Origin of the sequence: Haloferax namakaokahaiae (assembly GCF_042663225.1) — an archaeon.
Taxonomy (GTDB): domain Archaea; phylum Halobacteriota; class Halobacteria; order Halobacteriales; family Haloferacaceae; genus Haloferax; species Haloferax namakaokahaiae.
In genome coordinates this window covers 694,569-718,687 of record NZ_JBHTAA010000001.1, presented here as the reverse complement: position 1 = coordinate 718,687, position 24,119 = coordinate 694,569, and the positions used below count along the sequence as shown (strand labels likewise).

Genomic DNA, 24,119 nt, shown 5'->3' with positions numbered 1-24,119 from the left:
TTAGTATCGGGTCGCCGGTTATCTTCCCAAATACAGTATTTGTCGTGTCCGCTTCAGTTCTCGCCCAAGTCTACTCTCAAGCCGATCAACTAGTAACAGATCGGTTTCTTCTATGCTCTTTGTGGCCACAAGTGAAACTACGGTTACCCCCGCCGAAGTGACACCCACAACTATTATCGACACAATTTTACTGTCGACTTGAATGTGAGAGTAAAAGGCCCAAACAACCAGTGTGCAAGCGATTACAGGTTTTAAGATGTCGATCGAGAACGGACTGATTCCTATTTCTCTGTAGATCAGATAGAGCTCGAGTAGATTGTATACGGCATAGCCACAGACTGTCGCGACTGCTGCACCAGCAATACCATATGCAGGTATCAGTAAGATATTTAGACAAAAATTCACTGCAACGCCGCTGAGTCCCGAATACAGCTCGAACCTTGTGTGGCCAATTGCTTTTACCACATCCCCATTTGGTCCCACTAATGCTCGGAGAAACAACCCGCCCGAGAGAATGGAAAGAGGTAGTGCGGCATTTCCATATGCAGGACCAAACAAGATGGAGACTACTTCATCGGCTGCAAATACGAACATGAGAATGACTGGCAGTGTAATCACTACCGACCATTTTGTAATCGTAGTGAATAAACGATTCAATTCTGAAAATTCACCTTGCTCGTAGGATCTGGTCGCGAGGGGCAGAAAGAGGAAACTGAAGGACGTTAGTACAACTGTGGCTGCTTGGCGGAGAGGTTGGATTGCACGGTAGTTCCCGACACTACTCGCATCCAGAAAGTACCCAATCATCAGCACGTCAAATTGAGACAAGAGTAGAAATACAATAGAACTGAGTGCTAACGGCCACGAGAATTGCCATAAGTTCGAAAATGAATCTTTAGATGGTAGAGAAAAGTCTTCGATTTCTATTGATTCAGAACGAATAACGAATCCCCCGCCTGCAAGAATTATTATTGTCGGGACGCTAAGCCAGTATGTTATCGCCGCTCCTGTTGTCCAGCCAAAAAACAGGAGACAGACAAGGATACCGACGCCACCTAGTCGAGCAGCAATTGCCCGTGAAAGGACTGTGGCGACACTCCGTCCTTCAGCGCGGAGAGTTGCAATGATGATTTTCGATAACGGAAAAAGGATTAGATACGGTGCGATGAATAGCAGGTATCTTGCTAGCGACCGTTGGTTCATAATCTGAGCGAGTCCCTCAGAAAATAAACCCATGAAAATCATACCTATTGTCCCTGCGAGTGCAGCGGTAATTCCTCCTGCAAGAACGAACTCCAATTTATCTGAAGAATTTGTTTCAGCTGATGTTAGTCTAGTCACACCATCGTGAATTCCAAGGAGAATGATGTTTCCAGAGGTCATCACAATCGTATATGCCAATGCCACCCCTCCGAATAATTCGGGACCCAGTTCTCGAGCGATAAGTGTCTCTGCAACTAATCCAAGTGACCTTCCAACTAGAGAGCCAACCATCATTAGCACTGCACTCTCGGCTAACGAACCAATTGATTCTGCAATATCAGACACAATTGACTCCAGATATGATTGTAGAGGTGTTCATTAGTAGACTACCTAATTCCAGGACCAAGTTGTGATGAAATCTGTGGCTCGTAAGTAATTGAAAATGCCGGTCTAATTACGAACATCTAATTTCCGTATCTATGGGACTTCTGTTACTAATCGTTGTTGAACGACCCCAACAGGAACGACCCAAACACCATCTGCAACCCCACCACGACGGCCACAGTCGCGGCAACGTCAGCAACCGCAATTGGAAGGGCACTGAAGCCACTCGTAACCCACGTGTACACCAAGAGGCCCATGTAGACGACGCCGCCGAGGAACACGACTGCCCCAAGAGACGCCCCACGCTCTAACGAGACCCGCTCAGTGAACCACGTCGTAAAGGGGTCAGACGACCCACGAACGGGATTCGAGGCGACGGTCGCAAACGCGCCGAAGAACATCAGCTGGAAGCCAGCGAGCATCGACAGCCCTCCAGCGATCCCGGTTCGAATCCCAAACTGAGCACCGCTAATCTCCAACCCAAATAACGCGAGCGCCAACCCAAGCACACCGACCAACATCATCCCAAACCCAGGCCCCGAAAACAAATACCCCGGCGCATTGACCAACATAAACCGAACGTGTCGCCAGCCATCGGGGAAACTCTCCAAGTTCGCCTCCCCTTCACGGGGGTGGTAGGTAATCGGCTTCTCGGCGATCTCCAGGTCTTTCGCCCCGGCTTCCATGATCATCTCGCTGGCGAACTCCATGCCGGTGGAGTCACAGTCCATGGTCTCCCACGCCTCGCGCGAGAACACGCGCATCCCGCTGTGGGCGTCACTCACGCCGGCCCCGTAGAACACGTTGAGGAACTTCGTCAGGAGCGGATTCCCGACGTGCTCGTGGAGCGGTGGCATCGACCCGGGAAGAATCTCGCCCTCCAACCGAGAGCCCATGGCCATGTCCGCCTCGCCGGACTCGACGAGGTCGAGCAACTTCGGTAACTCCTCGAAGTCGTAGGTCGTATCGGCATCACCCATGGCGATGTAGTCGCCGCGGGCCTTCTCGAACGCGTACAGGTAGGCGTAGCCGTAGCCCTTCTGGTCGGGTTCGACGACGATGGCACCCATCTCCGCGGCAATCTCGGGCGTTCGGTCGGTCGAACTGTCCGAGACGACGATTTCGCCGTACACCTGGAGTGCTTCGAGGGCGTTCGTGATTCGGTCGATACACTCGGCGATGCCTCCCTCCTCGTTGAGCGTCGGCATGACGACGGACAGCGTCGGCGTGAGGTCGCTCTCTGCGGGCAGGAGTAACTCGTCGCCGCTTAGTTGGCCGTCCGAGGAGTCCGCTACCTCGCGGGTCTCCTGTTGTGAGACGTCGGGCGTGGAACGTAGTTTCGTACTCATGAGTTCGTCTTGGTTCAGTGGCTCAGCTGCCGCTATGCGACTCTGTACACGGACTGTACGAGAGCACACACGCTTGGCTGACGCTTGTTACATAATAGAGGAAAGTTCGGTCATAAAGAGTTTATCGTCTACAAAGTCTGCAACGCTGATAGGTCTGGGGAACAATATTAGGAATATTCCTCACTGAGGGGGCGCTCACGCGTTCTGTAGGGGTTCGCCGTCCGTCACCGAAACTCGACGCTCCGACGCTCTCCACACCGGTGTGACGGTCATCTCGACGCAGGTATAACAAAGATATGGCTGTTTTACCTCCCAGAAAAGACGTCGGTTCCGTCGGTGGCGACGAGAACGCGAGTGACGCATCGGCCGGCACTGGTGGAGTAGCGCTGACGGAGTAGCGCCGGCCGAACAGTCGCTCGTGACGTCTCCGACAGTCCTCGAAGTCGATACGCCGTCCTCGAACGGCGTAACCCACGGAGAGATATTTCGAGTCGATCGAGAAAACGAACCCGCAACGTCTCGTTTGACCCCTGTCACTGCAACTCGTCGGGTGGAGTCGTGTACAACTGAACGTCGTCCGTGACCAACAGTTCGACTGGCGTATCGTCCACCGCGAAGATTTCCGTTGGGTCTTCTATCCGCTCTGTCGGATAGATGTGTACCACCCGACCGAACCCGTAGTAAATCTCGACGGGGACGGCGAACTGCATGAACACTCGACTGGTAGATGCCGGAGTAACCTCCTCCGGGACGATATCCCCTGCGTCGTATCGTATCTTATCCATTGCGTGATTCTGTTCGAGGCATGCTGCTGGTGATTACGTGTCTCGTCCCCTCGACGACGACGGACCGATTCAACCAATACTCCAATTCGCAGTGGCATAATTGTTCTCACTTTTCGACTCGATTCAGACCGTGTGAGACGGCTCGCGTACGTGTACTACACATGTAGAGATGGTATGTGCTAGATGGAACTCACCGCGGCCGACAGACATCTCTCGACGCTGTACCGCTTCGTCGGTCACTCGAACCGACTCACTCCTGAATGGTGGTGAACGAGCGAGCCGAGCAGTGTGAGCGCAGTCGTTGTCCAACTCCGCGCACGCGACCCATGTCGCCGCGTTCGATGAGCGGGAGCTTGTCTATTCATACCCCACCGAGAGTCGCGCTGGTATAACAGCAATAAGAGTGTTATACTAAACCGCTCTGACAGTCGAGGTGTACGACTCGCCCGGCGGATGACCCGTGTTCGAAGACCGAACGCAACCGTTCGACACGGCCATCGGCGTCGGCGTAGCCGTGACAAGGTTCACACCGGTAACGGTGGATGTGTCGGTCGGTACGCCACCCACAGATGGCGACTACCGCTGGAATCAGCAGATAAAACGGTGGGATATTCTCGAACAGATAGTGATGAAATCGTGACATTCAAAAGTATTATGTCTATTCTATTAGTCGAAATACACATGAGCCGCCGCCGTAGGCTCAGCTTGAACGGGCTGAGTCTCACACTCTCACTCATCGTGGTCCTCTCGGTCGTTGCAGGTCCCGCAGCTGCAGGTTTCGAGACCACCACAGATGGGTCACCGGGGGGAGTATCACCCGCAAACAGCCTCAGCGTTCCAGACGACGAACTCACGAACGCGACCGAGAACATCAGCGTCTGGGACGGATCGATACTGACGCTTCGACCCAACAAGACCGACCCGCAGTTCCAGAACGCCGCGGAGTGGAAGGTCAAGACCGGTAATACGTTCGTCCGGACCGACCAGAACACGAAGAAAGACCTCCTGAAGAACCCAGCGTACGTGTACAAGAAGGGCGAACGGATTCCCTTTACCTTCCAGGGCATCCGGAACGTCGATCTGATCGACGGCGAGGACGTGCAACTCGTCGCGGCGAAGGTCGAATCGGGTGCCTCAGTGCCGCGGTCACCCGCCGCCGTCGCTGAGAACCTCACGACGAACGACGATATCACCGCGAAAGTCGTCGCCGACGGGACCGGAAAGAGCGGCGTCAACGACTTCTCGTTCACGCCCACGGAGTCCGGGATATGGATGGTCGCGGTCGTCACCGTCGATGACGGAACGGGCTTTTCGGACGCGAACGACGATGGCAACCTCGAGACGAACGGCAACGTCACCGTCGTCGGTGTCGATGCCGTCCCGGTCCACGAACGGAAGTCCTGTGTCGTGACCGATCCCCTCGTGAAGCAAGGCGAGACGACGACCGTCGATGTGAACGCCTGTGGACTCTCGGGCGACGTCAGACACACGATTGCGGTCTTCAACGAGACGGCGCTCGACCAGTACGACCACACCATCAACGCGACCGACCGAGACGACGTCACGGTCGAGACCGAAATCGCGGAGATAAACGGGTCGGCCAACCTCTCCGAAGAGGCGAACATCATGGGCATAAAGCCCGGAAGTCAGTCGTTCAGTGGGACCACGACCGCCATGTCACTGTTCGAACGCCTGAACAACTCCACCTCGCAATCGCGGATAGACGGCGTCACCGTCGTCGAGCCGAAAGCGACGGTGTATGCGACGGCCGTGACGACGGTCGGCCCCGCGGACACCTCCATCGACGTTCCCGTTCCTGAGGGTCCCGACGGCGAGTACGTCCTCGTGCACGTGGCGACGGAGAAGGGGACGACGAAGACCGTCTCGAACCGCGAACTCCTCCGCGTCTACGAATCGGCACCGTGGACTCGCGTCGTCCCCGGGTCGGTCAGTATCTCACCGACCTCGGTCGAAGCGGGCGAGGAGTTCACGGTCACCGTCACGATGAAGAACTACGGGACGAAGGTGGGTCAGTGTGCTGCCAAACTCAAAGCAGACGGGAACGAGATTGGACGGCAGTGCGCGAAACTCGACCCCGGGAAGACCAAGACGCTCACCTACACCGTCTCGATAGACACGCCGGGAACCTACACGCTCCGAGTCAACAGCGAATCCATCGGGAGCATCACCGTGACGGAAGCGAGCGGTGGCGGCGGTAGCACTGGTGGCGGCAACGACGGCGGTGGCGGTGGCTACGACGGCGGTACGGACGACGACGATGACGACGGCGACACTCCTGCTGGCGGTGGCGGCGGTGGCGGCAACGCAGGTCCGCCGCTGAAGGCCGATGGAACCTACGACAGCAGCCAACTCTCGCTGGAGAAGAAGTTCGACGGGTCACTACCTGACGGCCGTGGCGTCACCGGCCTGTCGATTGGGTTCGATAGCACCGTACGCGGAAAAGTCACTGTCCGCGAACGGGCGGGTCTCCCCGGAACCCTGGGGCGACCGACTGGCAAGCCGGTCAGTTGGCTCCAAATCGACGTGCCCGATGCCGTCGAGGACGAACCGGCGACGCTCACGCTCACCGTCAAACGGAGCAAACTGGACGAACTCGGCGTGAGCGCCGACGACTTGCAGGTCGAACGCTACGACGACGACACGAGCGCGTGGGAGACGCTCGAAACGCGCGTCGTCAACGACTCCGGAGAGACGGTCGTCATCGAAGCCGAGACCCCTGGATTCTCCTACTTCGCAGTCGTCGCCAAGCAGGTAGACGACGGCGGCACGACGACCGCGGAACCGACACCAACCGAAGAGACGACCACGACCGAAGAGCCGACACCAACCGAGGAGACGGCCACCACCACGACCGCCGAGACGGAGACGACGGCCGAACCGACCACGACGAGTTCGCCCGTGCCCGGGTTCGGCGTCGTCGTCGCGCTCGTCGCACTCCTCGCTGTTGCGCTCGCGGCGGTCCGCCACGACTGACCACGCCACACCACTCGATTGCGGCCGGGTTTTCACACGGCCGTGCCGAGGGTGGCGACCCGACGTGATTGCCTACAGACTTTTAGCGACGGTCACACAATCGTAGCTTGATGCTTCGACCCCGCATCTCGAGTTCTGTCCTCGTCGTCAGCGCACTCCTCCTCGTCGCTGTCGCACCCTCCTCGCTCGCCGCCGGTGGCTACGATATCGCCATCGACGGTGCAATCGATACCGTGGACCGAGACGTCTCGACCTCCTACGGCGAGTTCACGGTCACGCAGGTCGGCAGGGCCGACGTCGGCGAGCGTGTCACCATCTCGGTCGATGCACCGTCTGACGCCGACTATTCGCTCTCCGTCCTCGACGCCGAACAGCGGATTCGACGGAGTCGAACCGCCAGCGGTGGGACGACGGTCACGTTCCATACCGACGGTCTGGACCCCGCCACGTACGCGGTCGCCGTCGGCAATCAGTCGGCCGACGAGGTGTACGCGGTCGAACCCCTCGTGGTTCGCGCCTACGCTGTCGTGGTCGAATCGAACACGACTGTCGAAGCAGGCTCGGCACTCGATGTCGCCGTCGAACTCGACCAAGTCGCGTCGGGCGAACCAGTCAGAGAGGTACAAATCGCCGCCACGAACGGCTCGAACCACGTTCGAGTCGATGCCACGGACGCCGGAGAATCGACGTACCGTGCGACCGTCCCGACCGACGAACTCGCACCGGGCGGCTACTCACTCTATGCAGTCGTTCGGTCAGACGGCACAGCTCTCGGGGAACGAGAACTCGTCGGCGTGAGCGACGAAGTGGCCATCGACGTGGTCGAACAGTCCACCGAGTCGTCCGACGAGTCGGATTCTGGAGGCGATGGCTCGTCTGACGGCGGGTCACCGGACAGCGGGTCACCGGACGGCGGGCCACCGGACAGCGGGTCACCGGACGGCGGGCCACCGGACGGCGGGCCACCGGACAGCGGTTCGTCTACCACCGAGTCGTCCGAGACGACGACACCCGCGCCGACCGACACAGAGACGCCATCGGAGACGTCCGAGATGGTGACGACGGCAGAGACGACGACTGAATCCACGACGTTCGAAGAGACGACGACCGCGAAGACGGACACGTCGGCGACTTCCACCGACACCGTGTTGGCGCCGAACGAAAAAACGCCGAACGACCAGACGACGCAAGAACAGACGACGTCGTCAGAGCTTCCGAACACAGCGCCACAGGTCATCTTCGGTCTCCTCGTCACCTATGCGGTCGGCCGGCGACTGGCGCAGGACTGACTCGCTGTCGGTGTTCACGCCGTCGAGGTGCAGCGCTCGACGTTCTGCCCCGCAGGTTCGAACTCAGCGATTCCTCAGGCTTGCACTCTCGACCCGCGCTGAAGTCGCGTGTAGCGGCCGTACATCCAGAGTGTGAACGCGAGGGCCGCCAGTGCGTACTCGACGTGATGCTGTGGCTGGCCAATCGAGTCGATGACGCGAATCCACGGTGGAATCCCGTCGGACGGGTATACGGTCGCCGGAAAGACGGGCCACAGTAAGAAGGTGAGTGACTCCCAGTCGCCGGCCAGTGCGAGCCGATACGTATCGCCGAGAAAGTGCGAGAGCGTGCCGACCACGAACGCCAGCGCGTACTCACCGTAGCCTGCTCGCCGCCCCGCGAAGAACACCACGGTCAACACGGGAAGCACGAAGAAAAGCGAGTGTCCGAGCGAGCGCCCGCTGACGAGTACGTCGTAGTACGCCAGCGGCTTGTCGATGAGGTCCGGCAGTTGCGACCCGAGCAATGCCGCCACGAGAACCCACTGGTCGGGGAGTCGGTGGCCGCGACCGGTTCGAACGAGCGCGGCCGAGAGATATCCGAGTGCGAGATGACCGATTGGAAACACTATCGAGTGGGACGACGCCGACGGTTATCAACCGTGTGGTCCCGCGATGAGGGACGGTCGCCGACTCGGCGTCTCGCCTCGGCCGACACAGTAGGTATATGTCACCTCACCCATCATGTGCTGGTATGGTTGATTCGGTCGTCAGAGACCAGTCTCTCCCGAAAGACGACTCGGTCGCTGCCCTCCAGTGCCGTACCGTCGTCCGCGAGTACGCCCGCGGGTCGGCGTCGATGTTTTCGTCGAAGGCCGACGTGCCGACAGTCCGCGCGCTCGACGAGGTCTCGCTCTCGATTTCGACCGACGAGTTCGTCGCCATCGCCGGCCCGAGCGGGAGCGGCAAATCGACGCTCTTGCACCTCCTCGCCGCGCTCGACACCCCGGACCGGGGTACCATCTCCGTCGCCGGGACCGACACCGCATCGCTCTCGTCTCGCGGTCGCACGGCGCTCAGACGCGATACGGTCGGCATCGTCTTCCAACACTTCCACCTGTTGCCATCGCTCTCTGCGCGGGGGAACGTCGCGCTCCCGCTCATCGAACGCGGCGTGTCGAAACGCGCGCGCCGCGACCGGGCCGTGGAACTCCTCGAACAGGTGGGACTCGGTGACCGCGCCACGCACAAACCGGGTGAACTCTCCGGCGGCGAGCAACAGCGAGTCGCAATCGCTCGCGCACTCGTCTCCGACCCGGCGGTCCTCGTCGCCGACGAACCGACCGGCGAACTCGACACCGAGACCGGCCACCGCGTCCTCGACTACGTCGAAGAGACCGCCGACGGCCGTGCGGTCGTCGTCGCCACGCACGACCAGCACGTCATCGACCGCGCGGACCGCGTCGTTCGACTCCGTGACGGCCGCGTGGTGAGCGATGCCTAGGCGGCACCGACTCGTCGGTCTCGTCGGTCTCGCCGGGAGACGGGTCCTCGGCCGCCTTCGAACGTCGTCCTCGAAGCAGGTGCTGTTGAGCATCCTCGGCGTGGCTCTCGCAGTGACACTCATGACGACGGTGAGCGGCATCGCGCTCGGCATCGGCGCGGAGAACGCCATCCAGAGCGAGGGCGTCGATTACTGGGTCGTCCCCGAGGCGAGCACTGCCTCGTCGGTCGCCGTCTCGGTCGGCAGTCCGCAACTCGGCGAGACACACTCGATAACCGAGCGGCTGCGGGCCGACGAGCGCGTCGAGTACGCGACGCCCGTCCAGACGCAGCTCGTCCGAATTGCCCCAGCAGACGGCCAGAAGACGGAGTACGTCCTCGCCGCTGGCATCGTCCCGCCGGAGACGCCGACGGCGGTCATCGGCGTCTCGACGGCGGCGCTCACCCCGGGCGACCCGCACTACGCCGACGGGACCTACACAGGCCCACGAACCGGCGAACTCGTCCTCAACAGCGCCGCTGCGGAGTTACTGGGTGTCTCCGAAGGCGACGACGTGACGGCGACAGTCGGGGCTTCGACGGCGACGTTCACCGTCGTCGATGTCCGCGAGAGTGACCTGTCGAGCGGCGTCGGTCCGGTTCCGGTCGCGCTCGTCCACCTCTCGGAACTCCAGACGATGACGGGGTCGGCGCAGGGTGACCTCGCAGACCAACTCCTCGTGAGCACGGACTCGCCGAGCGTGAAGTCGGATATCGAGGCGCTCTACCCAGAGACGACCGTGGTCACCCAGACCGGGTTGGCGGTTCGCGGGGCCTCGACGTCGAGCCTCCCGCTGGCGGTGGCGGCCGTCTCGCTCGTCGTCGCCGTCCTCGTCGGCGTGCTGTTCGTCGCCACGATGATGGGTCTCGAAGTCACCGCCGACCGCAAGAACCTCGCCGTCCTCTCGGCGATGGGCTACGGCACTGGCTCACAGACGGTGCTCGTCGTCGCCGAGACGGTCATCGTTTCCACCGTCGGCGGCGTCGTCGGCGTCGTCGCAGGCGTCGGTGGCATCGCCTTGACGAACGCACTCACACAGGACTTCCTCGGGGTTCGAGTCGCCCTGTTCGACCCGATTCTCGTCGCCTACAGCGTCATCGTCGCGGGACTCATCGGCGTCATCTCGTCGGTCTATCCCGCGTGGCTGACGTGGCGGACGCCGACGTTGGAGGCGATGTCGCGTGACTGATTCGACACCCGAGTCCGCGACGTTCCCGCGCCTCGCTCGGGTTCGTGCCGCGGCAGGACTCGCAGTCGCGCAACTGGACCACGCCCGCGGTCGGACGGTGCTCACGGTCCTCGGAATCACGCTCGCCGTCCTCGCCGCGACACTCCTCGCCGGAACCGGTCTCGGCGTCATCGAGACGGGCCAACAGAAGTTCGACTCGGCCGGCCGCGACATCTGGATGACCGGCGGCCCGGTCAGATTCTCGCCGACCGGCGTCGGTGGGTTCGAGAACACCATCGTCGGTGCACACGAGTTAGAAGCCGAGTTGAACGCCCGCGACGACGTTCGGGTGGCCGCACCGATGGCCTTCCAGACGGTGTACGTCAGGTCGAACTCGTCGGACTACGAGACGCTCGTCGGCGTCGGCGCGCCCGCGCGAGGCGGGTCTGTTCAGATTACCAACGGCTCTGGATTCAGTTCACCGGACGTGCACTACGCCGACGGGGACTACTCGGGACCGATGACCCACGAGGTGGTCATCGACCAGCGGACGGCCGAGATGATGAACATCTCCGTCGGCGACTCGCTGTACATCGGCGGAACGACCGGAATCGCCCGCGAAAACGAGTTCACTGTCGTCGGTATCTCGCCGACGTTCTCTCGGTTCCTCGGCGCGCCGAGCGTCGTCGTCCACCTGAGCGAACTTCAGGAGATCACTGGAACGACCGGGTCGGACGAGGCGACGCTCGTCACGCTCACGGTCGAAGACGGTGCGGACCCGGAGACCGTCGCAACCGAACTCGAATCGGCGTACCCGGACTACGACGTGCGAACCAACGAGGAACAACTCGCCGAACTCCTCCGCGACCAGGCGGTGCTCATGGCGGCGGGCGCGAGTCTCGTCTTCCTCGCGCTGTTCGCCGGGCTCGCACTCACCGTGAACATCCTATTATCGCACGTCTACCAGCAGCAACGCGAGTTCGCCGCGCTGAAAGCCCTCGGCACGTCCTCTTCGACGCTCTCGACGACGCTCGTCTTTCAGGCGCTGTTCCTGGGAACGGTCGGCGGCCTACTCGGCGTCGCGTTGAGTTTCCCGGCCGCACGGGGATTGAATCGCATGGCCGAACTCCTCGTCGGCTTCGGTGACCTCGTCACCCTCCCCGTGTCGGTTCTCGCGGGCGGCTTCGCCATCGCGTTCGTCGTGAGCGTCGTCTCCTCGCTCGCCGTCAGTCGGCAGATTTCGAGTATCAGACCGCTCGACCATCTGTAACGCTCGGGTCGTCTGTCCTCTCCCCTCACTCCTCTGAACTCTCCTCTCACTCCCACCTCACGCTCGCCTGTCTGGCAAGCGATAGTTTAGTTATCCCCGCCCCACCACGAGAGTGTATGGCAACGGCACGACGCGAGCGGTTCCTCCGCGCGCAACTCGCCTGGATGCTCGGAGCGACGCTCGTGCTCGTCCTCCTCGACTCGCTGTCCTACGAGTTGGTGTTCGTCGTGTCGCTCATCGGCTTTCTCGTCGTCGTGGAACTCACCGCACCCATCGGAGTGACGCCGACGTGGCGACGGCGACTCCTGTGGGTCATCGGCGGCGGTCTCGTCGTCTTCGGCTACATCGTCGTCCGACGGATTCTCGATATCCTCCCGCCGGGGGTGCTCTGAGTGCGCATCGGGTCACGTGAGGTCGGCACTCCGACCCTTCTCGTCGTCGGTCTCTGTCTCGCGTTACTCCTCACTGTCGGCTTCGGGACCAGCACCTCGGCGTCCACCTACGGCGCGTTCAACACCGCGTGGGACGGCGGTTCCGGAATTCGTGACGTCGCTGCGGACGCCGAGACGGAATCGACCGTCGTCTACAACACCACCGAGTACGACGACGTGAGTGCGCCCGAGACGGTCGCGTTCGTCGTCTCGCCCGAACGGGGCTACACGACCGCCGAAGCGACTCGCATCGAATCGTTCGTCAAGAGCGGCGGGACGCTCGTCGTCGCCGACGACTTCAGACCCAACAGTAACGACCTGCTCGCCCGACTCGGTGCCCGTGCGCGAGTCAACGGGACGCCGCTTCGGGACGACAGACACCAGTACAAGACCGGGTCGCTTCCGATAGCGACCCGGACAGCGTCGGACCCACTCGCCCGTGACGTGGACCAACTCACGCTGAATCACCCGACGACCATCGAGCCGAATGGGGCGACCGTGCTCGCCCGCTCGTCGAACTTCTCGTATCTCGACCGCGACGGCGACGCCACCCTCGACGAGAACGAGACGCTCCGGTCGTACCCGGTGGTGTCCGTCGAACGGCTCGGGTCGGGCGAGGTAGTCGTCGTCGGCGACCCGAGTCTGTTCATCAACTCGATGCTCGAACGCTCCGACAACCGCGCGTTCGTCGAGGCACTGGTCGGTCAACACGAGTCGTTGCTCGTAGACGTTTCGCACGTGGACGAACGGCCGCCGCTACAGGTCGCACTGCACGCGATTCGTGCGTCACCCCTGCTCCAGTTGGTGTTCGGTGCCGGTGGACTCAGTATCGTCGTCGCCCTCGGACGGAGGCGCTCGGGGGCGTCGTAGCACGGGGTTAGCACCGGACCGACGTGTCGCGGCGACGTGTCGAAAGACCGCAATTATATGTGACCACCGGCCGCAGTAGCAGTAAGAATGACCGCTCCCGAAGCGCTATATTCGGCCATCCTCGACGAGACATCGGAGGTCCTCGTCGGGAACGAAGACGCGATAGAAGCCCTCACAATCGCGTTACTCACGAATGGCCACGTCCTCCTCGAAGGCGTTCCCGGTGTCGCCAAGACGACGATTGCGAACCTCTTCGCACACGCCGGCAACCTCGACTACCAGCGAATTCAGATGACGCCGGACGTGCTCCCCGCGGACATCACCGGGACGCACATCTACCGCGAGAACCGCGGCGAGTTCGACCTCCAACGCGGACCGGTGTTCTCGAACGTCGTGCTCGCCGACGAGATTAACCGCGCGACGCCGAAGACCCAGTCGGCGCTGTTGGAGGCCATGGAAGAAGGGCAGGTGACCATCGAAGGCGAGACGCTCCACCTCCCGAAACCGTTCGTGGTGGTGGCGACGCAGAACCCGATCGAGTACGAAGGGACGTTCAACCTCCCGGAAGCACAGCGCGACCGCTTCCAGTTCAAAGTCGTCGTTGACGTTCCCGAGCGCGCCGCCGAACGCGAGATTCTCGAACGGTTCCACCACGAACCGTCGCTGAAACCGACGGACATCTCGACCGTCATCGACGACGCCGACATCGGTGCCGCTCGGTCGGTCGTCAAAGACGTCCACGTAGACGACAAGGTGTTCGACTACATCCTCGACCTGGTCGCGGCGACGCGCGACCACGAGGCAATCGACTTCGGTGCCTCACCGCGTGCCTCACTCGCGTTTCTCCATACGAGCAAGGCCGCGGCCGCGATTCGGGGGCGCGCCTACGTGATTCCAGACGACGTGAAACGACTCGCACCACTGATTCTCTCTCACCGACTCGTCCTCGGGACGGAAGCCGACATCAGCGGTCGCACCCCGCGCGAACTCGTCGCGGAAGTCGTCTCGACCGTTTCGATGCCGGGTATCGAGCGTCCCGAATCGCTGCCGGTCTCGACTGCGGACGACGACTGAATGTCGGCGACGGCTACGACTGAAGCTCTCGGCGACGGCTACGTTTCTCCAACTGTCGCGTTCGTGGTGTCCGCTGGGTCCCAGCGACAGGTCACCACGAAGTCGGTGTCGTCGCTCGACGTGACTTCGGCGGTGACCGGCACGTCGAGTCCGCGGGCGACGGTGACCGCGACGAACGAGGCGACGGGCGTATCGAACGTCGCCGCCGACCCGAATCGACAGGAGCCGACGCGAACCGTCAGTCGGCCGTGCTCGCGGTCAGTTTCTGCGTCCGCGGTCTCCACGAGCTCGAAGAGTTCGACGAGCGCGTCGGTCGCCTGTCGAGCGAGTGTCGCCGGGTCGTCACCGAGCGGTCCGTCTCGGCTCTCTTCGAACTCGTCGAAGAGACCGGCACCACTCGGCGCGAACGCCACGCCGCGTTCGGTCTCGTCGTCGGTGATGACGAACGTCTCACGGAGTGCGTCCGGTTCCGGAACCGTGTACGACCGACGCTCGGGGACGAACAGTCGAACCGTCGCTCGGTCGTCGTCGTCGGGGACGTACACGCGCGCGTCTTGCAGGCCGAGTTCGTCGGCGATGGCGTCGGCGTTTCGTGCCTGCGTGCGATAGACCGACGACCCGACGCCGACGGGGATGAACTGCTCGGGACTCACGTATCGCGTGACCGCCGCGGCGAACAGGCCAATCGCACCCAGGACGAGCAGCGTCTCGCGGACGGGTGGGACGAGCGCGGCGCTCACGACGCCGACGACGCCGAGTGCGAAGAGGGCGAGTGACGTCTGTCGATACTGATTCTTCCGAACGTCGGCGTACCGTTGGCGAAGTCGAGCATTCTCACGGCGAAGTGCTGCGACGTCGTCTGACGCGTCACTGTCGAGGTGCTCGTCTGCGGCCACGTCGGTTCGGTGGCTGTCCGCTCGGTGGTCGTTCGCTCGGTGGCCGTCCGCTCGGTGGTCGTCCGCTCGCTCGTCGAAACCGTCGATGCTCATCGGTTCCCCTCCGCGTTCACGAGTCCGAGCGAGACGCGTTCGTACCGATGAATCGCGTACGAACTCACCGCGGCGGCGACGACGAACAGCACGCCGGCCTGCCAGAGCCATCGGAGGTTCGTGACGAGCGCCCAGACGACGCCGAGGGTGCCGACGTAGGCGACTGTCAAGCCGACGAGGCGGCGAGAGATGAGGCGCGAACGAATACTACCCGCGAGGAGCGGGAAGACGGCACCCTGCGCCGCGGCGAACGTCGCTGGACTCCATTGCGAGAACACGGTAACGAGTAACAGTTGGGCGGCGACGAACGCCGTGGGACCGGCTGTCAGCGCCGCTATCACGAGGACGATGCATCCGGCGAGCGCGCCCGCCGCGCCGTGAGTGAGGGTCGCCACCGCGGTGAACGCGACGACACCGACCCCGTCTACCGGCGTCAGTTCGTTCGAATCTACGACGTCTCGAATGGTCGGCACAGTCGGTTCGCTCGTGTGTCTGTCGGGCATCGGAATCACGTGGTCGGGGTCTTCGTGTCGGTAGTCGCTCTTTCGAGGGCGGTTCGTGGTGCGATTTCGTACGCTTCGACGGACGGCAATCCGTCGAGGCGCTGGCGGAACTCCTCGAACGCCACCAACCGACTCCGGTCGGTGGGTGCCTCCGCGAACAGCGCGGTCGGCGTGAGAAACACCGTCGTCTGGGTACAGCGTTGTGAGGCGACCACGGCCGCCTCGTACGTCTCGACGTTCGACGTGTCGTCGGTGACGAGGACGAGGTGGTCGTCGCCATCGACGCGGTGACACGCCGTCTTGACCGCATCGAACAGCGGCCGTTCACTGACGCGCGAGAGGTACGTCCTCGACGCGGAGAGATACGGCCGGAGCGTGGTTGCGAACGGCGAATCGTCGGTTTCGAGCGTCTCGCGTCGAGCGAGCGCGTCCGCCGGGGCGAGTGGGCTGGCCGACTTGGACGAGTGCGTGGCCCCCGATGGAGGGTCGAACGCGAGGAGTTCCCGGCGACTCTCGTGATACGCGTTCGACGAGGACGACGGCCCGAACTCCCAGGCGGTTCCCTCGTCGGTCACGAGTCGTACCGAGAGAGGGTCGTTGTAGGACGCCGCAGTCTCGACCAGTCCGAGTGCGACCTCGCGCGCGTAGGCGAACATCGTTCGCCCGTCTGGCCCCGCGGCCATGTTGGACCCGACATCGACGACGAGCGAGAGGAGGAGGTCGGACTCCGATTCGAACTCGCGGATGTGCGGGTAGTTCATCCGTGCGGTCGTTCGCCAGTCGATCTGCGAGAGCGTGTCTCCGGGAAGGTATCGCCGCGTCTCGTGCGGGACTAACCCAGGTCCGCTCTGCGTGCTGGCGTGCTCGCCGAATATCGTTCCGGTCCGTTCACCGCCCTGTCCGACGTGGATTCCGTCAGGAGACGGTGGCTCGACGAGACACGTCGCGTCGGTCTCGACGGTCGTCGTCTCCGTGAAGAGACCTAGTCGGCCTCGCAGCGTGACACGGAGGGTGTCGAACGAGACGTGGCCGGCAACGGGGCACGAGATGCGACACACGGTTGACCCGGACGCCTCGCCGGCTTCGACCCTGAGGTGTCGCTGTTCTTCGGCGACCACATCGACGCTCGGCGGCGATGCGAGTTCGACGTCGAGGGGTGCGTCTATCGTGGACGCGAGCGACGCAGCGAGGGTGACGACGGCCTGGTTGCCGACGGGGACGGTCGATGGCTCGACCGACACGCTCGTCGAGAGCGCGTCGTCTGCGGCGGCCATCGTCCGAAACGAATCGAGTTGCGCGGCGAGGAGCCACGCGGTGAGTCCACCCGCGGCGAACAGCGGGGCGGGTTCGTCGAGGATGACGGCGAAGACGACGAAGAAACACGCGGCCCCAGCGAACACTGTCCACCGGCGGGTCGGTACCATCGTCACAGTGATTCGTGGCACCGCAATTGAATGTTTGCGTTCGACCGAATGCGAAAATCCAATACAGTCGCCCGTTTGGCTACGAGTAGTGCGTAGAGATTGGGAAGTAGAGCTTCGTCTACTGTGGGCCACGCTCGTCGTGTTGAGTGCGTTCGTCTCACCTGCGGTGGCGACTGTTCCGCACGAAGACGGCGAGGTCGGTGTCTCGCAGCCGACCGTCCGCTCACCGCAGTTCTTCGGCCAACAGACGACGCCCACCAACAACAGTAGTCAGGTCATCCACGAGAATCCCGACGAGGTTGACGACGAGAACGAACTCGACACCCTCCTCTCGTATCTCTCCGGACGGATGAACACCGACATCGACGCGAGTACGGTCGCACTCAGCCAACGGCAGTACGACGCGGCCAAGGCTGCACTCGGCGACGACTACGACGACTCACTCGGCAAGTACGTCGAGGTCGATGGTGAGACCGATGGAGACGGTGCCGGCGACCAGTACGCGACGGTCCAAGAGACGCAACGAGCGTACATCGAGACGGTCCAGTCGTTCCGGGAGACGCGAAGCGCCTATCGAGCGGCGAAGCAAGCCGGCGACGACGCCCGTGCTCGTGAACTCGCCCGGAGACTGACACGGTTGGCCGACGATGCCGAGCGGCAGTCTGCCCGAATTTCGACCGCGTTCGCGGTTATCTCGAACCGGACGGGCAGCGACCTCTCGGAGAGTCAGACGCGACTCGCGTCGATTCAGGCCAACGTCTCGGAACAGCGAGACGCCGTCGTCGAACGCGAGTTCGTCGATACGCGGATGGCGGTCGAATCGTACGACCAGGAGATATCGTTCACCGACCCGTTCGTGCTGTCGGGGACGCTCGTAGCCGAGAACGGGACGCCAGTTGACGTAGACACCGCTCGATTCACGATTGGGAAGCAGACGATTCGAACTCCCGTCCGTGCGGATGGGTCGTTCACGCTCACCTACCGACCGACGCGCGTGCCGGTGAACACCTCGACGCTGACTGTCCACTACCGCCCGGCGAGCACCTCTCTCTACCGGACGACGACGCGCTCGCTCGCCGTGTCGATTACACAGACCGATGCCACAGCACGGGTGACCGAACCCGCCCGCTCCGCGTATGGCTACGCCGATACGCTGGCCGTCGATGTCGCTCTGGTCGTCAACGAGACGCCCGTTCGTCGCTTCCCGATTTCGGCGTCGTTGGCCGGGTCGAAACTCGTGACGGGGGCGACGAAAGCGACCGGAAACGTGACGCTCACTGGGACGGTCGGCGCGTCGGTCTCGACAGGTGATGCGACAGTTCGGGTCGCCCCGAGTCGGGAGCCGCTCGCAGTCGGGTTCGACCCAGTGACGACGAACGTCGATATCACGAGCGAACAGACCGCTCTCGACGCGACTGCTCGCCCTGCAGAGGGTGGGTCGCTCGTCGTGCAGGGGGCGCTCTCGACACGAGAAGGCGACCCCGTCGATGGCCAACCAGTCGTCGTTCACATCGGGAATCGAACGCTGACGACGACGACCGATGGGTCGGGGACCTATCGAACGGCAGTCCGCCCGCCTACAGGGGCGAGCAACGAGAGCGCGACGATTACGGTCGAATTCGACGGCGGCGGGACGAACCTCGAATCGTCGTCGGCGACGACGAGTGTCGAATCGGTCGAGACTGGCGGGTCGCCCGTGGACGCATCGAACGCCGGCGGTCTGAGTGCTGGGTTTCCACCCTCGGTGACGGACTTCCTCTGGGCCGCGGCGGCGGTTGGTTTCGTCGGACTGGCGACAGTGGTGCTGCTTCGGCGACGGACCGCCACCGAGGTCCCGGAGATGGTGGATGCCGACCTGTCTTCGTTGGGGGACACAGCGGAAGGCGAACTCGACCTCACGACCGAGACGACGCCGTTGGAGTCGGCCAGAGCGATGCGCTCGGCAGGTAATCAGACTGACGCGGTCGTCGTCGCGTACACCGCGGTTCGTCGTGCGCTCGCTGATGCCGCAGATATCGACGACTCGGCGACGCACTGGGAGTTCGCAGACCGCTGTGTCGCGGCCGGCGTCGCAGACGGCGACCTGCTCGAAACGCTCACCGCCGGATACGAGAAAGCAGCCTACAGTGGTGTTTCCGTGAGCGACACAGAAGCCGAAGAACTGGTCGAGGTCGCGGCGACGCTCGTCGCTGCCGCGTGAGCGGCCGACCTCGACCCGCACTGCGTGCGCTCGTCACCGCTCGCCGCACGTCGTGACGGCCGACCAACTGATTTTTGTGTTCGCTTCACACAGTCCCACGTAGATGTCGGAGCGCTCTGATTGGCGACTCTATCTCCCTCGCCCGCTACGTGCCCTCCCTGCTGACCTCGCGTTCGTGCTCGTGATGGTCGTGAGCACCCTCCTCGCGGCGCTCGTGCCCGGTCTCGACGAGACGCCGCTTCGAGTCGTCCTCGGTCTTCCGTTCGTCCTGTTCGCCCCCGGATACGCGCTCGTCGCCGCGCTCTTTCCCGAACGTGGCCCGGTCACCATCGAGCGCGACGACGACCACGACGCGGCCGTCGACCAACGGGGAATCGACGGTATCGAACGCGTCGCCCTCTCGTTCGGAACGAGCATCGCCGTCGTCCCGCTGCTCGGTCTCGTGCTCAACTTCACCCCGTGGGGTATCCGACTCGTCCCCATCCTCGTTGCGGTCGGCGGGTTCACGCTCGTCGGCGTCGTCGTCGCCGCCGGTCGTCGGACGGAACTCCCGCCGGACGAACGCTTCTCGGTTCCCTACGAGGCGTGGTTCGATGCCGGCAAATCAGAACTCTTCGAGCCTGCGACACGAGCGGATGCCGTGTTGAACGTGGTTCTCGTCGTGAGCGTCGTCCTCGCGGCGGCGAGCGTCGGCTACGCGGTCGGAGTCCCCACGGACGGCGAGTCGTTCAGTGAGTTCTACTTGCTCACCGAGAACGACGACGGCGACCTCGTCGCCGACGACTACCCCGACGAACTCGTCGTCGGTGAGTCGGTCCCACTCGTCGTCGGCATCGGGAACAACGAACACCGACAGGTGAACTACACGGCAGTCGTCTTCCTCCAACGAGTCGAAAGACAGAACAACTCGACGACGGTCCTCGAACAGGACCGACTGGCGGCGTTCTCGCCGTCGCTCGCCGACAACGAGACGTGGCACCGACGCCACCGAATCCAACCGACGATGACCGGCGAGCGCCTTCGACTCACCTACCTCCTGTACATCGGGGACGAACCAGACTCGCCGAGCGTCGAGAACGCCTACCGTGAACTCCACCTTTGGGTCACCGTCCGAGCCAACTCGACAGCGACGACGGCGTAACCGAGGTGGGTCGTGCAGCGAGGATTACTGCCAATCATGAATTCGAAGAGCGCACAATATTGGAACCGGGAGTGAGAGAATAAATTATGTGGGGAAGTGTATGAGCCAGTATAAGTTGCATTGTCTAGTGTGAAGATGCCCATAGGTTGATTATCTTATATGCATTCGATGAATCTAGAAATTGATTGTTCAAAAAATAAGCAATACTGGAGTTTCCAATGCTGTGAAATTGTACCGATATAATTGCTATACGAACCCGACTCGATGTAACGAGTTCCTGTCCTAATTTTATCAATTCTGATTCCAATCGAGTAATGCTTACAACACTCCACATCGAACGTACGAGAGTATCGACAGGATGCGCAACTCAGGAAACAAGGTTTCCCGCCGTGGTGGCCGGGGCCCCAAGATAGAGCGGATAGCCGACCGCTACGAACTCTCTGGTCTCGGCGACGACGTCGTCGCTGCGTGGTTAGGTGCCGACCGCGGACAGAAGAGCCTCCGCGAACTCGAAGTCGAGGTCAACAAGCGACTCATCCAGGCAGCACTCGACCAGGCCGGCGCTCACGTTCTCGACGGCGAAGCCGACAACTACTACCGACTTTTGACCGACGACGACGTCTCCGCCGGCAGTCGCACGGAGGCGCGGAACGCGCTTCGTGAGAAGGGCGTCGATGTCGAGCAGTTAGAGGCCGACATCATCTCCTACCAGTCGGTGTACAACTACCTGAAACGGCACCGGAACGTCGAGCGTGAGTCTCCCGACGACGAGCAGAACGCCGTCGAATCCGGACTCAGTACGATTCGAAAGCTTCGGTCTCGCCTTCGAACGGTCACCATCGACGTCATCGACCGTTTGATAAAGGCGAACCAGGTGTCTATCGGGTCGTACGAAGTCGATGTAGACATCCGCGTGACCTGTACCGACTGTGAGACACGACTGACGCCGACGGCGTTGCTCTCCTCCGGACACTGCAACTGCGACGCGTCGGCGAACGGCCCCGCAGCAGACGAGTAACGACCGAACAAGCCAGAACCAATCCAACGAATGAGCACATCAGAAGCCCTTCAACACGCAACCGTTCGAATTCGAAACATCGGTGGTATCGATAGCCGCGAGGTCACGCTTTCTCCCGGCGTGACGGTCCTCACCGGACGCAACGCCACGAACCGAACGTCGTTCCTCCGCGCTCTCATGGCAGCGTGTGGGAGCGACGCTGCCAGTCTCAAAGGAGACGCCGACGAAGGGTCGGTCGAACTCGACCTCGACGGCCGGTCGTACACGCGCGTCCTCAAACGAGAGAACGGACGCACTGCGACGAGTGGGACACCGTACCTTCAGGACACGACGACCGCAGACCTGTTCGCGTTCCTGCTCGCTTCGAACGAGTCGCGGCAGGCGGTACTCACCAACCGCAACCTCCACGAGGTAATCATGTCGCCGGTCGATACGGACGCCATCGAGGAACGAATCGACCGACTCCAATCCGAGCGCAAACGGGTCGAGCGGAAACTGGACTCGCTCTCCACGCTCGAAGCGGACGAGCGGTCGCTCCAGACGCGGCGTGACGAACTCACGTCGAAGATAGCCGACCTCGAATCCGAACGGGACCGACTCGCGGCCCGTATCGACGACGAAGACCAGACCGTCGAAGAACAACGCGAGAACCGAGACGAACTCGACAGCGTCCTCGACGACCTACAGGCGGCGCGTTCGGACCTCGAAACCGCTCGATTCCGACTGCAGAGTGAGCGCGAGAGCGTCGAATCGCTTCGACAGGAGCGTTCAGAGCTACAGTCGGAACTGGACTCGTTCGAAGCAGCCGACATCGACCGTGAGGCGGTCTCGGGGCGTATCGACGTGATTCGAACCCAGATAGAGGAGCTGAACACGACGATTGCAGACCTCCAGACTATCGTTCAGTACACCAACGACGTTCTCGACGGGAAGGCGGACCTCGTCGAGGAGACGCTCGGTGAGCCGTCGGGCGACGGTGCGCTCACCGACCAACTCCTCGCATCGGAGACCATCACCTGTTGGACCTGCGGGACGGAAGTCGATCAAGACCAAATCGAACAGACGACGGACCGACTGCGGGCGCTCAGAGACGACAAGCGAGAACAGCGGGCGGACCTTCGCCGCGAACTCGACGACCTCGAAGGCGACCTTCGGGCCGCAAAGGAGTCCCGAACCCGTCGCCAGAACGTCCGTCGAAAACTCGACCGACTCGAAGGCGAACTGGAGACGCGGACCGAGCAAATCGACTCACTGACCGACCAGCGCGAAGAACTCGCGGCACGCGTCGAACAGTTGGAAGACGAGGCCGCCGACATCCGCGGACAGGCCGAGAGCGACCTCATCGAGCTGCACAAGGAACTGAACGAGACCGAGTTTTCACTCGACCGAACCCGTGACGAACTCGCCGACGTGAACGACTCGCTCGACGACATCGAACGGCAGTTCGACGAGCGCGACGAACTGCAGGCACGGTACGACGAGTTGGAGTCAGACCTCGAAGACGCCCGGACGAAAATCGCATCACTCGTCACCTCGGCGGTCGATTCGTTCAACGAGGAGATGGAGACCGTCCTGGACCTCCTCGAGTACGACAACATCGAACGCGTGTGGTTAGAAGAAGTCGAGCGGCGGGTTCGAGAGGGCCGTCGGAAGGTCAAAAAGACGCAACTCGAACTTCATATCGTCCGCACCACCGATTCCGGCGCGGTGTACGAGGATTCCATCGACCACCTGAGCGAGAGCGAACGAGAGGTCATCGGACTCGTGTTCGCCCTCGCGGGGTACCTCGTTCACGACGTGCACGAGGACGTTCCGTTCATGCTGCTCGATTCGGTCGAAGCCATCGACTCGAATCGAATCGCACGCCTCGTTGACCACTTCGAGCAGTACCCGACGTTCCTCGTCACCGCGTTGCTCCCAGAGGACGCACAGGCGCTCGATTCGACCTACACGCGCGTCGAGTGGGGAAGCGGTTCCACGTCCTGAGTCGCGTCGCCGAGAACCTGTTTTCTCTCGCACCCCGTGTATCGTCTGTAACGACCAGCGATAGGGCTACGTTCTGTTTCCGAGCTGTGGACCATATAAAAATGCTCCAGTGTATACCGACGGTACGCAAGAAATATAACATGTCCTCTCATCTTAATTTCTAAGGGACAAGAATGAGTGGGGTGTCAACCATCAACACAATTATCAATGTTGAGAACGAGGGGTCGAACGAGACGCGAGTATGGTACGACTGTGAACGGCCAGAGACTATCTCTGAAGCGATCACGGCTGCAGTTTGCGAGCACAAATCGTGTGGCGTCACCGACCTCTCGTCGCTTACAGACTACGCGGACCCGAACGCGCTCGATGCACTTTTCGGGACCGAGAATCCGTCATCTCCGACTATCAACCGCGGTTTTCTCGAATTTAGATACGACGACGTGTCGGTCGAGATTTCGAGCGTCGGCAAAATCGTCGTCCGGGACCTCTAGCTGACGGCGCGTACCGACTGGTTCCGTA

21 protein-coding genes are annotated in these 24,119 nt (G+C 62.0%); 14 read left to right on the top strand and 7 right to left on the bottom strand.

Annotated elements, in window-relative coordinates; translation table 11 throughout:
- Positions 1–18 precede the first annotated feature (18 nt).
- The 3 genes from ACFQJC_RS03895 to ACFQJC_RS03885 form a co-directional block, all read right to left on the bottom strand.
- Positions 19–1,548, bottom strand: coding sequence for a flippase (locus ACFQJC_RS03895; protein WP_390221939.1), 1,530 nt, complete (start codon positions 1,546–1,548; stop codon positions 19–21).
- 149 nt (positions 1,549–1,697) lie between these two features.
- Entirely contained in the window at positions 1,698–2,936 is a 1,239-nt protein-coding gene (locus ACFQJC_RS03890; protein WP_390221938.1) for a glycosyltransferase family 2 protein, read from the bottom strand.
- A gap of 533 nt (positions 2,937–3,469) precedes the next feature.
- A complete protein-coding gene (locus tag ACFQJC_RS03885; protein WP_390221937.1) occupies positions 3,470–3,721 on the bottom strand; it encodes a hypothetical protein in 252 nt (83 codons plus the stop codon).
- A 460-nt stretch (positions 3,722–4,181) separates the two neighbouring features.
- On the opposite strand from ACFQJC_RS03885, the gene ACFQJC_RS03880 reads away from it, so the two are divergent.
- The 3 genes from ACFQJC_RS03880 (at position 4,182) to ACFQJC_RS03870 (ending at position 8,004) form a co-directional block, all read left to right on the top strand.
- Positions 4,182–4,361 (top strand): hypothetical protein, encoded by a 180-nt coding sequence (locus tag ACFQJC_RS03880; protein WP_390221936.1) that lies wholly within the window; start codon positions 4,182–4,184, stop codon positions 4,359–4,361.
- A gap of 41 nt (positions 4,362–4,402) precedes the next feature.
- A complete protein-coding gene (locus ACFQJC_RS03875; RefSeq protein WP_390221935.1) occupies positions 4,403–6,715 on the top strand; it encodes a PGF-pre-PGF domain-containing protein in 2,313 nt (770 codons plus the stop codon).
- Between the two features lie 110 nt (positions 6,716–6,825).
- On the top strand, positions 6,826–8,004 hold the full coding sequence (locus tag ACFQJC_RS03870; RefSeq protein ID WP_390221934.1) for a cell surface protein: 1,179 nt from the start codon (positions 6,826–6,828) through the stop codon (positions 8,002–8,004).
- A gap of 74 nt (positions 8,005–8,078) precedes the next feature.
- Here the strand turns inward: ACFQJC_RS03870 and ACFQJC_RS03865 are convergent, their stop codons facing one another.
- On the bottom strand, positions 8,079–8,612 hold the full coding sequence (locus ACFQJC_RS03865; protein ID WP_390221933.1) for a metal-dependent hydrolase: 534 nt from the start codon (positions 8,610–8,612) through the stop codon (positions 8,079–8,081).
- Between the two features lie 125 nt (positions 8,613–8,737).
- Between ACFQJC_RS03865 and ACFQJC_RS03860 the strand changes: the two genes are divergently transcribed.
- The 6 genes from ACFQJC_RS03860 to ACFQJC_RS03835 all read left to right on the top strand — a co-directional run bounded on the left by ACFQJC_RS03860 (position 8,738) and on the right by ACFQJC_RS03835 (position 14,339).
- Positions 8,738–9,487, top strand: coding sequence for an ABC transporter ATP-binding protein (locus tag ACFQJC_RS03860; protein WP_390221932.1), 750 nt, complete (start codon positions 8,738–8,740; stop codon positions 9,485–9,487).
- Positions 9,480–10,715 (top strand): FtsX-like permease family protein, encoded by a 1,236-nt coding sequence (locus tag ACFQJC_RS03855; RefSeq protein ID WP_390221931.1) that lies wholly within the window; start codon positions 9,480–9,482, stop codon positions 10,713–10,715. Before ACFQJC_RS03860 ends, ACFQJC_RS03855 begins: the two co-directional genes overlap by 8 nt.
- On the top strand, positions 10,708–11,964 hold the full coding sequence (locus ACFQJC_RS03850) for an ABC transporter permease (RefSeq protein WP_390221930.1): 1,257 nt from the start codon (positions 10,708–10,710) through the stop codon (positions 11,962–11,964). Before ACFQJC_RS03855 ends, ACFQJC_RS03850 begins: the two co-directional genes overlap by 8 nt.
- A 116-nt stretch (positions 11,965–12,080) precedes the next feature.
- Positions 12,081–12,356, top strand: a complete 276-nt coding sequence (locus ACFQJC_RS03845) for a hypothetical protein (protein WP_390221929.1) — start codon at positions 12,081–12,083, stop codon at positions 12,354–12,356.
- A complete protein-coding gene (locus ACFQJC_RS03840) occupies positions 12,357–13,265 on the top strand; it encodes a DUF4350 domain-containing protein (protein WP_390221928.1) in 909 nt (302 codons plus the stop codon).
- Positions 13,266–13,352: 87 nt separating this feature from the next.
- Entirely contained in the window at positions 13,353–14,339 is a 987-nt protein-coding gene (locus ACFQJC_RS03835) for an AAA family ATPase (protein WP_390221927.1), read from the top strand.
- A gap of 38 nt (positions 14,340–14,377) precedes the next feature.
- Here ACFQJC_RS03835 and ACFQJC_RS03830 read toward each other — a convergent pair whose 3' ends face one another.
- The 3 genes from ACFQJC_RS03830 to ACFQJC_RS03820 are packed head-to-tail and all read right to left on the bottom strand — an operon-like array spanning position 14,378 to position 17,255.
- The gene (locus ACFQJC_RS03830; RefSeq protein WP_390221926.1) at positions 14,378–15,328 is read right to left on the bottom strand and encodes a DUF7982 domain-containing protein; all 951 of its coding nucleotides are present in this window, start codon (positions 15,326–15,328) and stop codon (positions 14,378–14,380) included.
- Positions 15,325–15,831 (bottom strand): hypothetical protein, encoded by a 507-nt coding sequence (locus ACFQJC_RS03825; RefSeq protein WP_390221925.1) that lies wholly within the window; start codon positions 15,829–15,831, stop codon positions 15,325–15,327. Before ACFQJC_RS03825 ends, ACFQJC_RS03830 begins: the two co-directional genes overlap by 4 nt.
- A gap of 5 nt (positions 15,832–15,836) precedes the next feature.
- Complete coding sequence (locus ACFQJC_RS03820; RefSeq protein WP_390221924.1) at positions 15,837–17,255, bottom strand: DUF58 domain-containing protein; 1,419 nt, start codon at positions 17,253–17,255, stop codon at positions 15,837–15,839.
- Between the two features lie 88 nt (positions 17,256–17,343).
- Between ACFQJC_RS03820 and ACFQJC_RS03815 the strand changes: the two genes are divergently transcribed.
- The 5 genes from ACFQJC_RS03815 to ACFQJC_RS03795 all read left to right on the top strand — a co-directional run bounded on the left by ACFQJC_RS03815 (position 17,344) and on the right by ACFQJC_RS03795 (position 24,091).
- Complete coding sequence (locus ACFQJC_RS03815) at positions 17,344–19,455, top strand: DUF4129 domain-containing protein (protein ID WP_390221923.1); 2,112 nt, start codon at positions 17,344–17,346, stop codon at positions 19,453–19,455.
- A 103-nt stretch (positions 19,456–19,558) separates the two neighbouring features.
- Positions 19,559–20,596: a DUF1616 domain-containing protein gene (locus ACFQJC_RS03810; RefSeq protein WP_390221922.1), complete on the top strand. Its 1,038-nt coding sequence runs from the start codon at positions 19,559–19,561 to the stop codon at positions 20,594–20,596.
- 358 nt (positions 20,597–20,954) lie between these two features.
- A complete protein-coding gene (rdfA, locus tag ACFQJC_RS03805; RefSeq protein ID WP_390221921.1) occupies positions 20,955–21,614 on the top strand; it encodes a rod-determining factor RdfA in 660 nt (219 codons plus the stop codon).
- Positions 21,615–21,644: 30 nt separating this feature from the next.
- A complete protein-coding gene (locus tag ACFQJC_RS03800) occupies positions 21,645–23,600 on the top strand; it encodes an archaea-specific SMC-related protein (RefSeq protein ID WP_390221920.1) in 1,956 nt (651 codons plus the stop codon).
- Positions 23,601–23,773: 173 nt separating this feature from the next.
- Positions 23,774–24,091, top strand: a complete 318-nt coding sequence (locus ACFQJC_RS03795; protein WP_390221919.1) for a HalOD1 output domain-containing protein — start codon at positions 23,774–23,776, stop codon at positions 24,089–24,091.
- The last annotated feature ends 28 nt before the right edge of the window (positions 24,092–24,119 follow it).

Excerpts from the sequence above, each read along its gene's own strand:
- ACFQJC_RS03890 (WP_390221938.1), bottom strand. The coding sequence starts at position 2,936 with ATGAGTACGAAACTACGTTCCACGCCCGACGTCTCACAACAGGAGACC.
- ACFQJC_RS03885 (WP_390221937.1), bottom strand. The coding sequence starts at position 3,721 with ATGGATAAGATACGATACGACGCAGGGGATATCGTCCCGGAGGAGGTT.
- ACFQJC_RS03875 (WP_390221935.1), top strand. The coding sequence starts at position 4,403 with ATGAGCCGCCGCCGTAGGCTCAGCTTGAACGGGCTGAGTCTCACACTC.
- ACFQJC_RS03870 (WP_390221934.1), top strand. The coding sequence starts at position 6,826 with ATGCTTCGACCCCGCATCTCGAGTTCTGTCCTCGTCGTCAGCGCACTC.
- ACFQJC_RS03860 (WP_390221932.1), top strand. The coding sequence starts at position 8,738 with ATGGTTGATTCGGTCGTCAGAGACCAGTCTCTCCCGAAAGACGACTCG.
- ACFQJC_RS03855 (WP_390221931.1), top strand. The coding sequence starts at position 9,480 with ATGCCTAGGCGGCACCGACTCGTCGGTCTCGTCGGTCTCGCCGGGAGA.
- ACFQJC_RS03845 (WP_390221929.1), top strand. The coding sequence starts at position 12,081 with ATGGCAACGGCACGACGCGAGCGGTTCCTCCGCGCGCAACTCGCCTGG.
- ACFQJC_RS03835 (WP_390221927.1), top strand. The coding sequence starts at position 13,353 with ATGACCGCTCCCGAAGCGCTATATTCGGCCATCCTCGACGAGACATCG.
- ACFQJC_RS03830 (WP_390221926.1), bottom strand. The coding sequence starts at position 15,328 with ATGAGCATCGACGGTTTCGACGAGCGAGCGGACGACCACCGAGCGGAC.
- ACFQJC_RS03825 (WP_390221925.1), bottom strand. The coding sequence starts at position 15,831 with ATGCCCGACAGACACACGAGCGAACCGACTGTGCCGACCATTCGAGAC.
- ACFQJC_RS03820 (WP_390221924.1), bottom strand. The coding sequence starts at position 17,255 with ATGGTACCGACCCGCCGGTGGACAGTGTTCGCTGGGGCCGCGTGTTTC.
- ACFQJC_RS03810 (WP_390221922.1), top strand. The coding sequence starts at position 19,559 with ATGTCGGAGCGCTCTGATTGGCGACTCTATCTCCCTCGCCCGCTACGT.
- rdfA (WP_390221921.1), top strand. The coding sequence starts at position 20,955 with ATGCGCAACTCAGGAAACAAGGTTTCCCGCCGTGGTGGCCGGGGCCCC.
- ACFQJC_RS03800 (WP_390221920.1), top strand. The coding sequence starts at position 21,645 with ATGAGCACATCAGAAGCCCTTCAACACGCAACCGTTCGAATTCGAAAC.
- ACFQJC_RS03795 (WP_390221919.1), top strand. The coding sequence starts at position 23,774 with ATGAGTGGGGTGTCAACCATCAACACAATTATCAATGTTGAGAACGAG.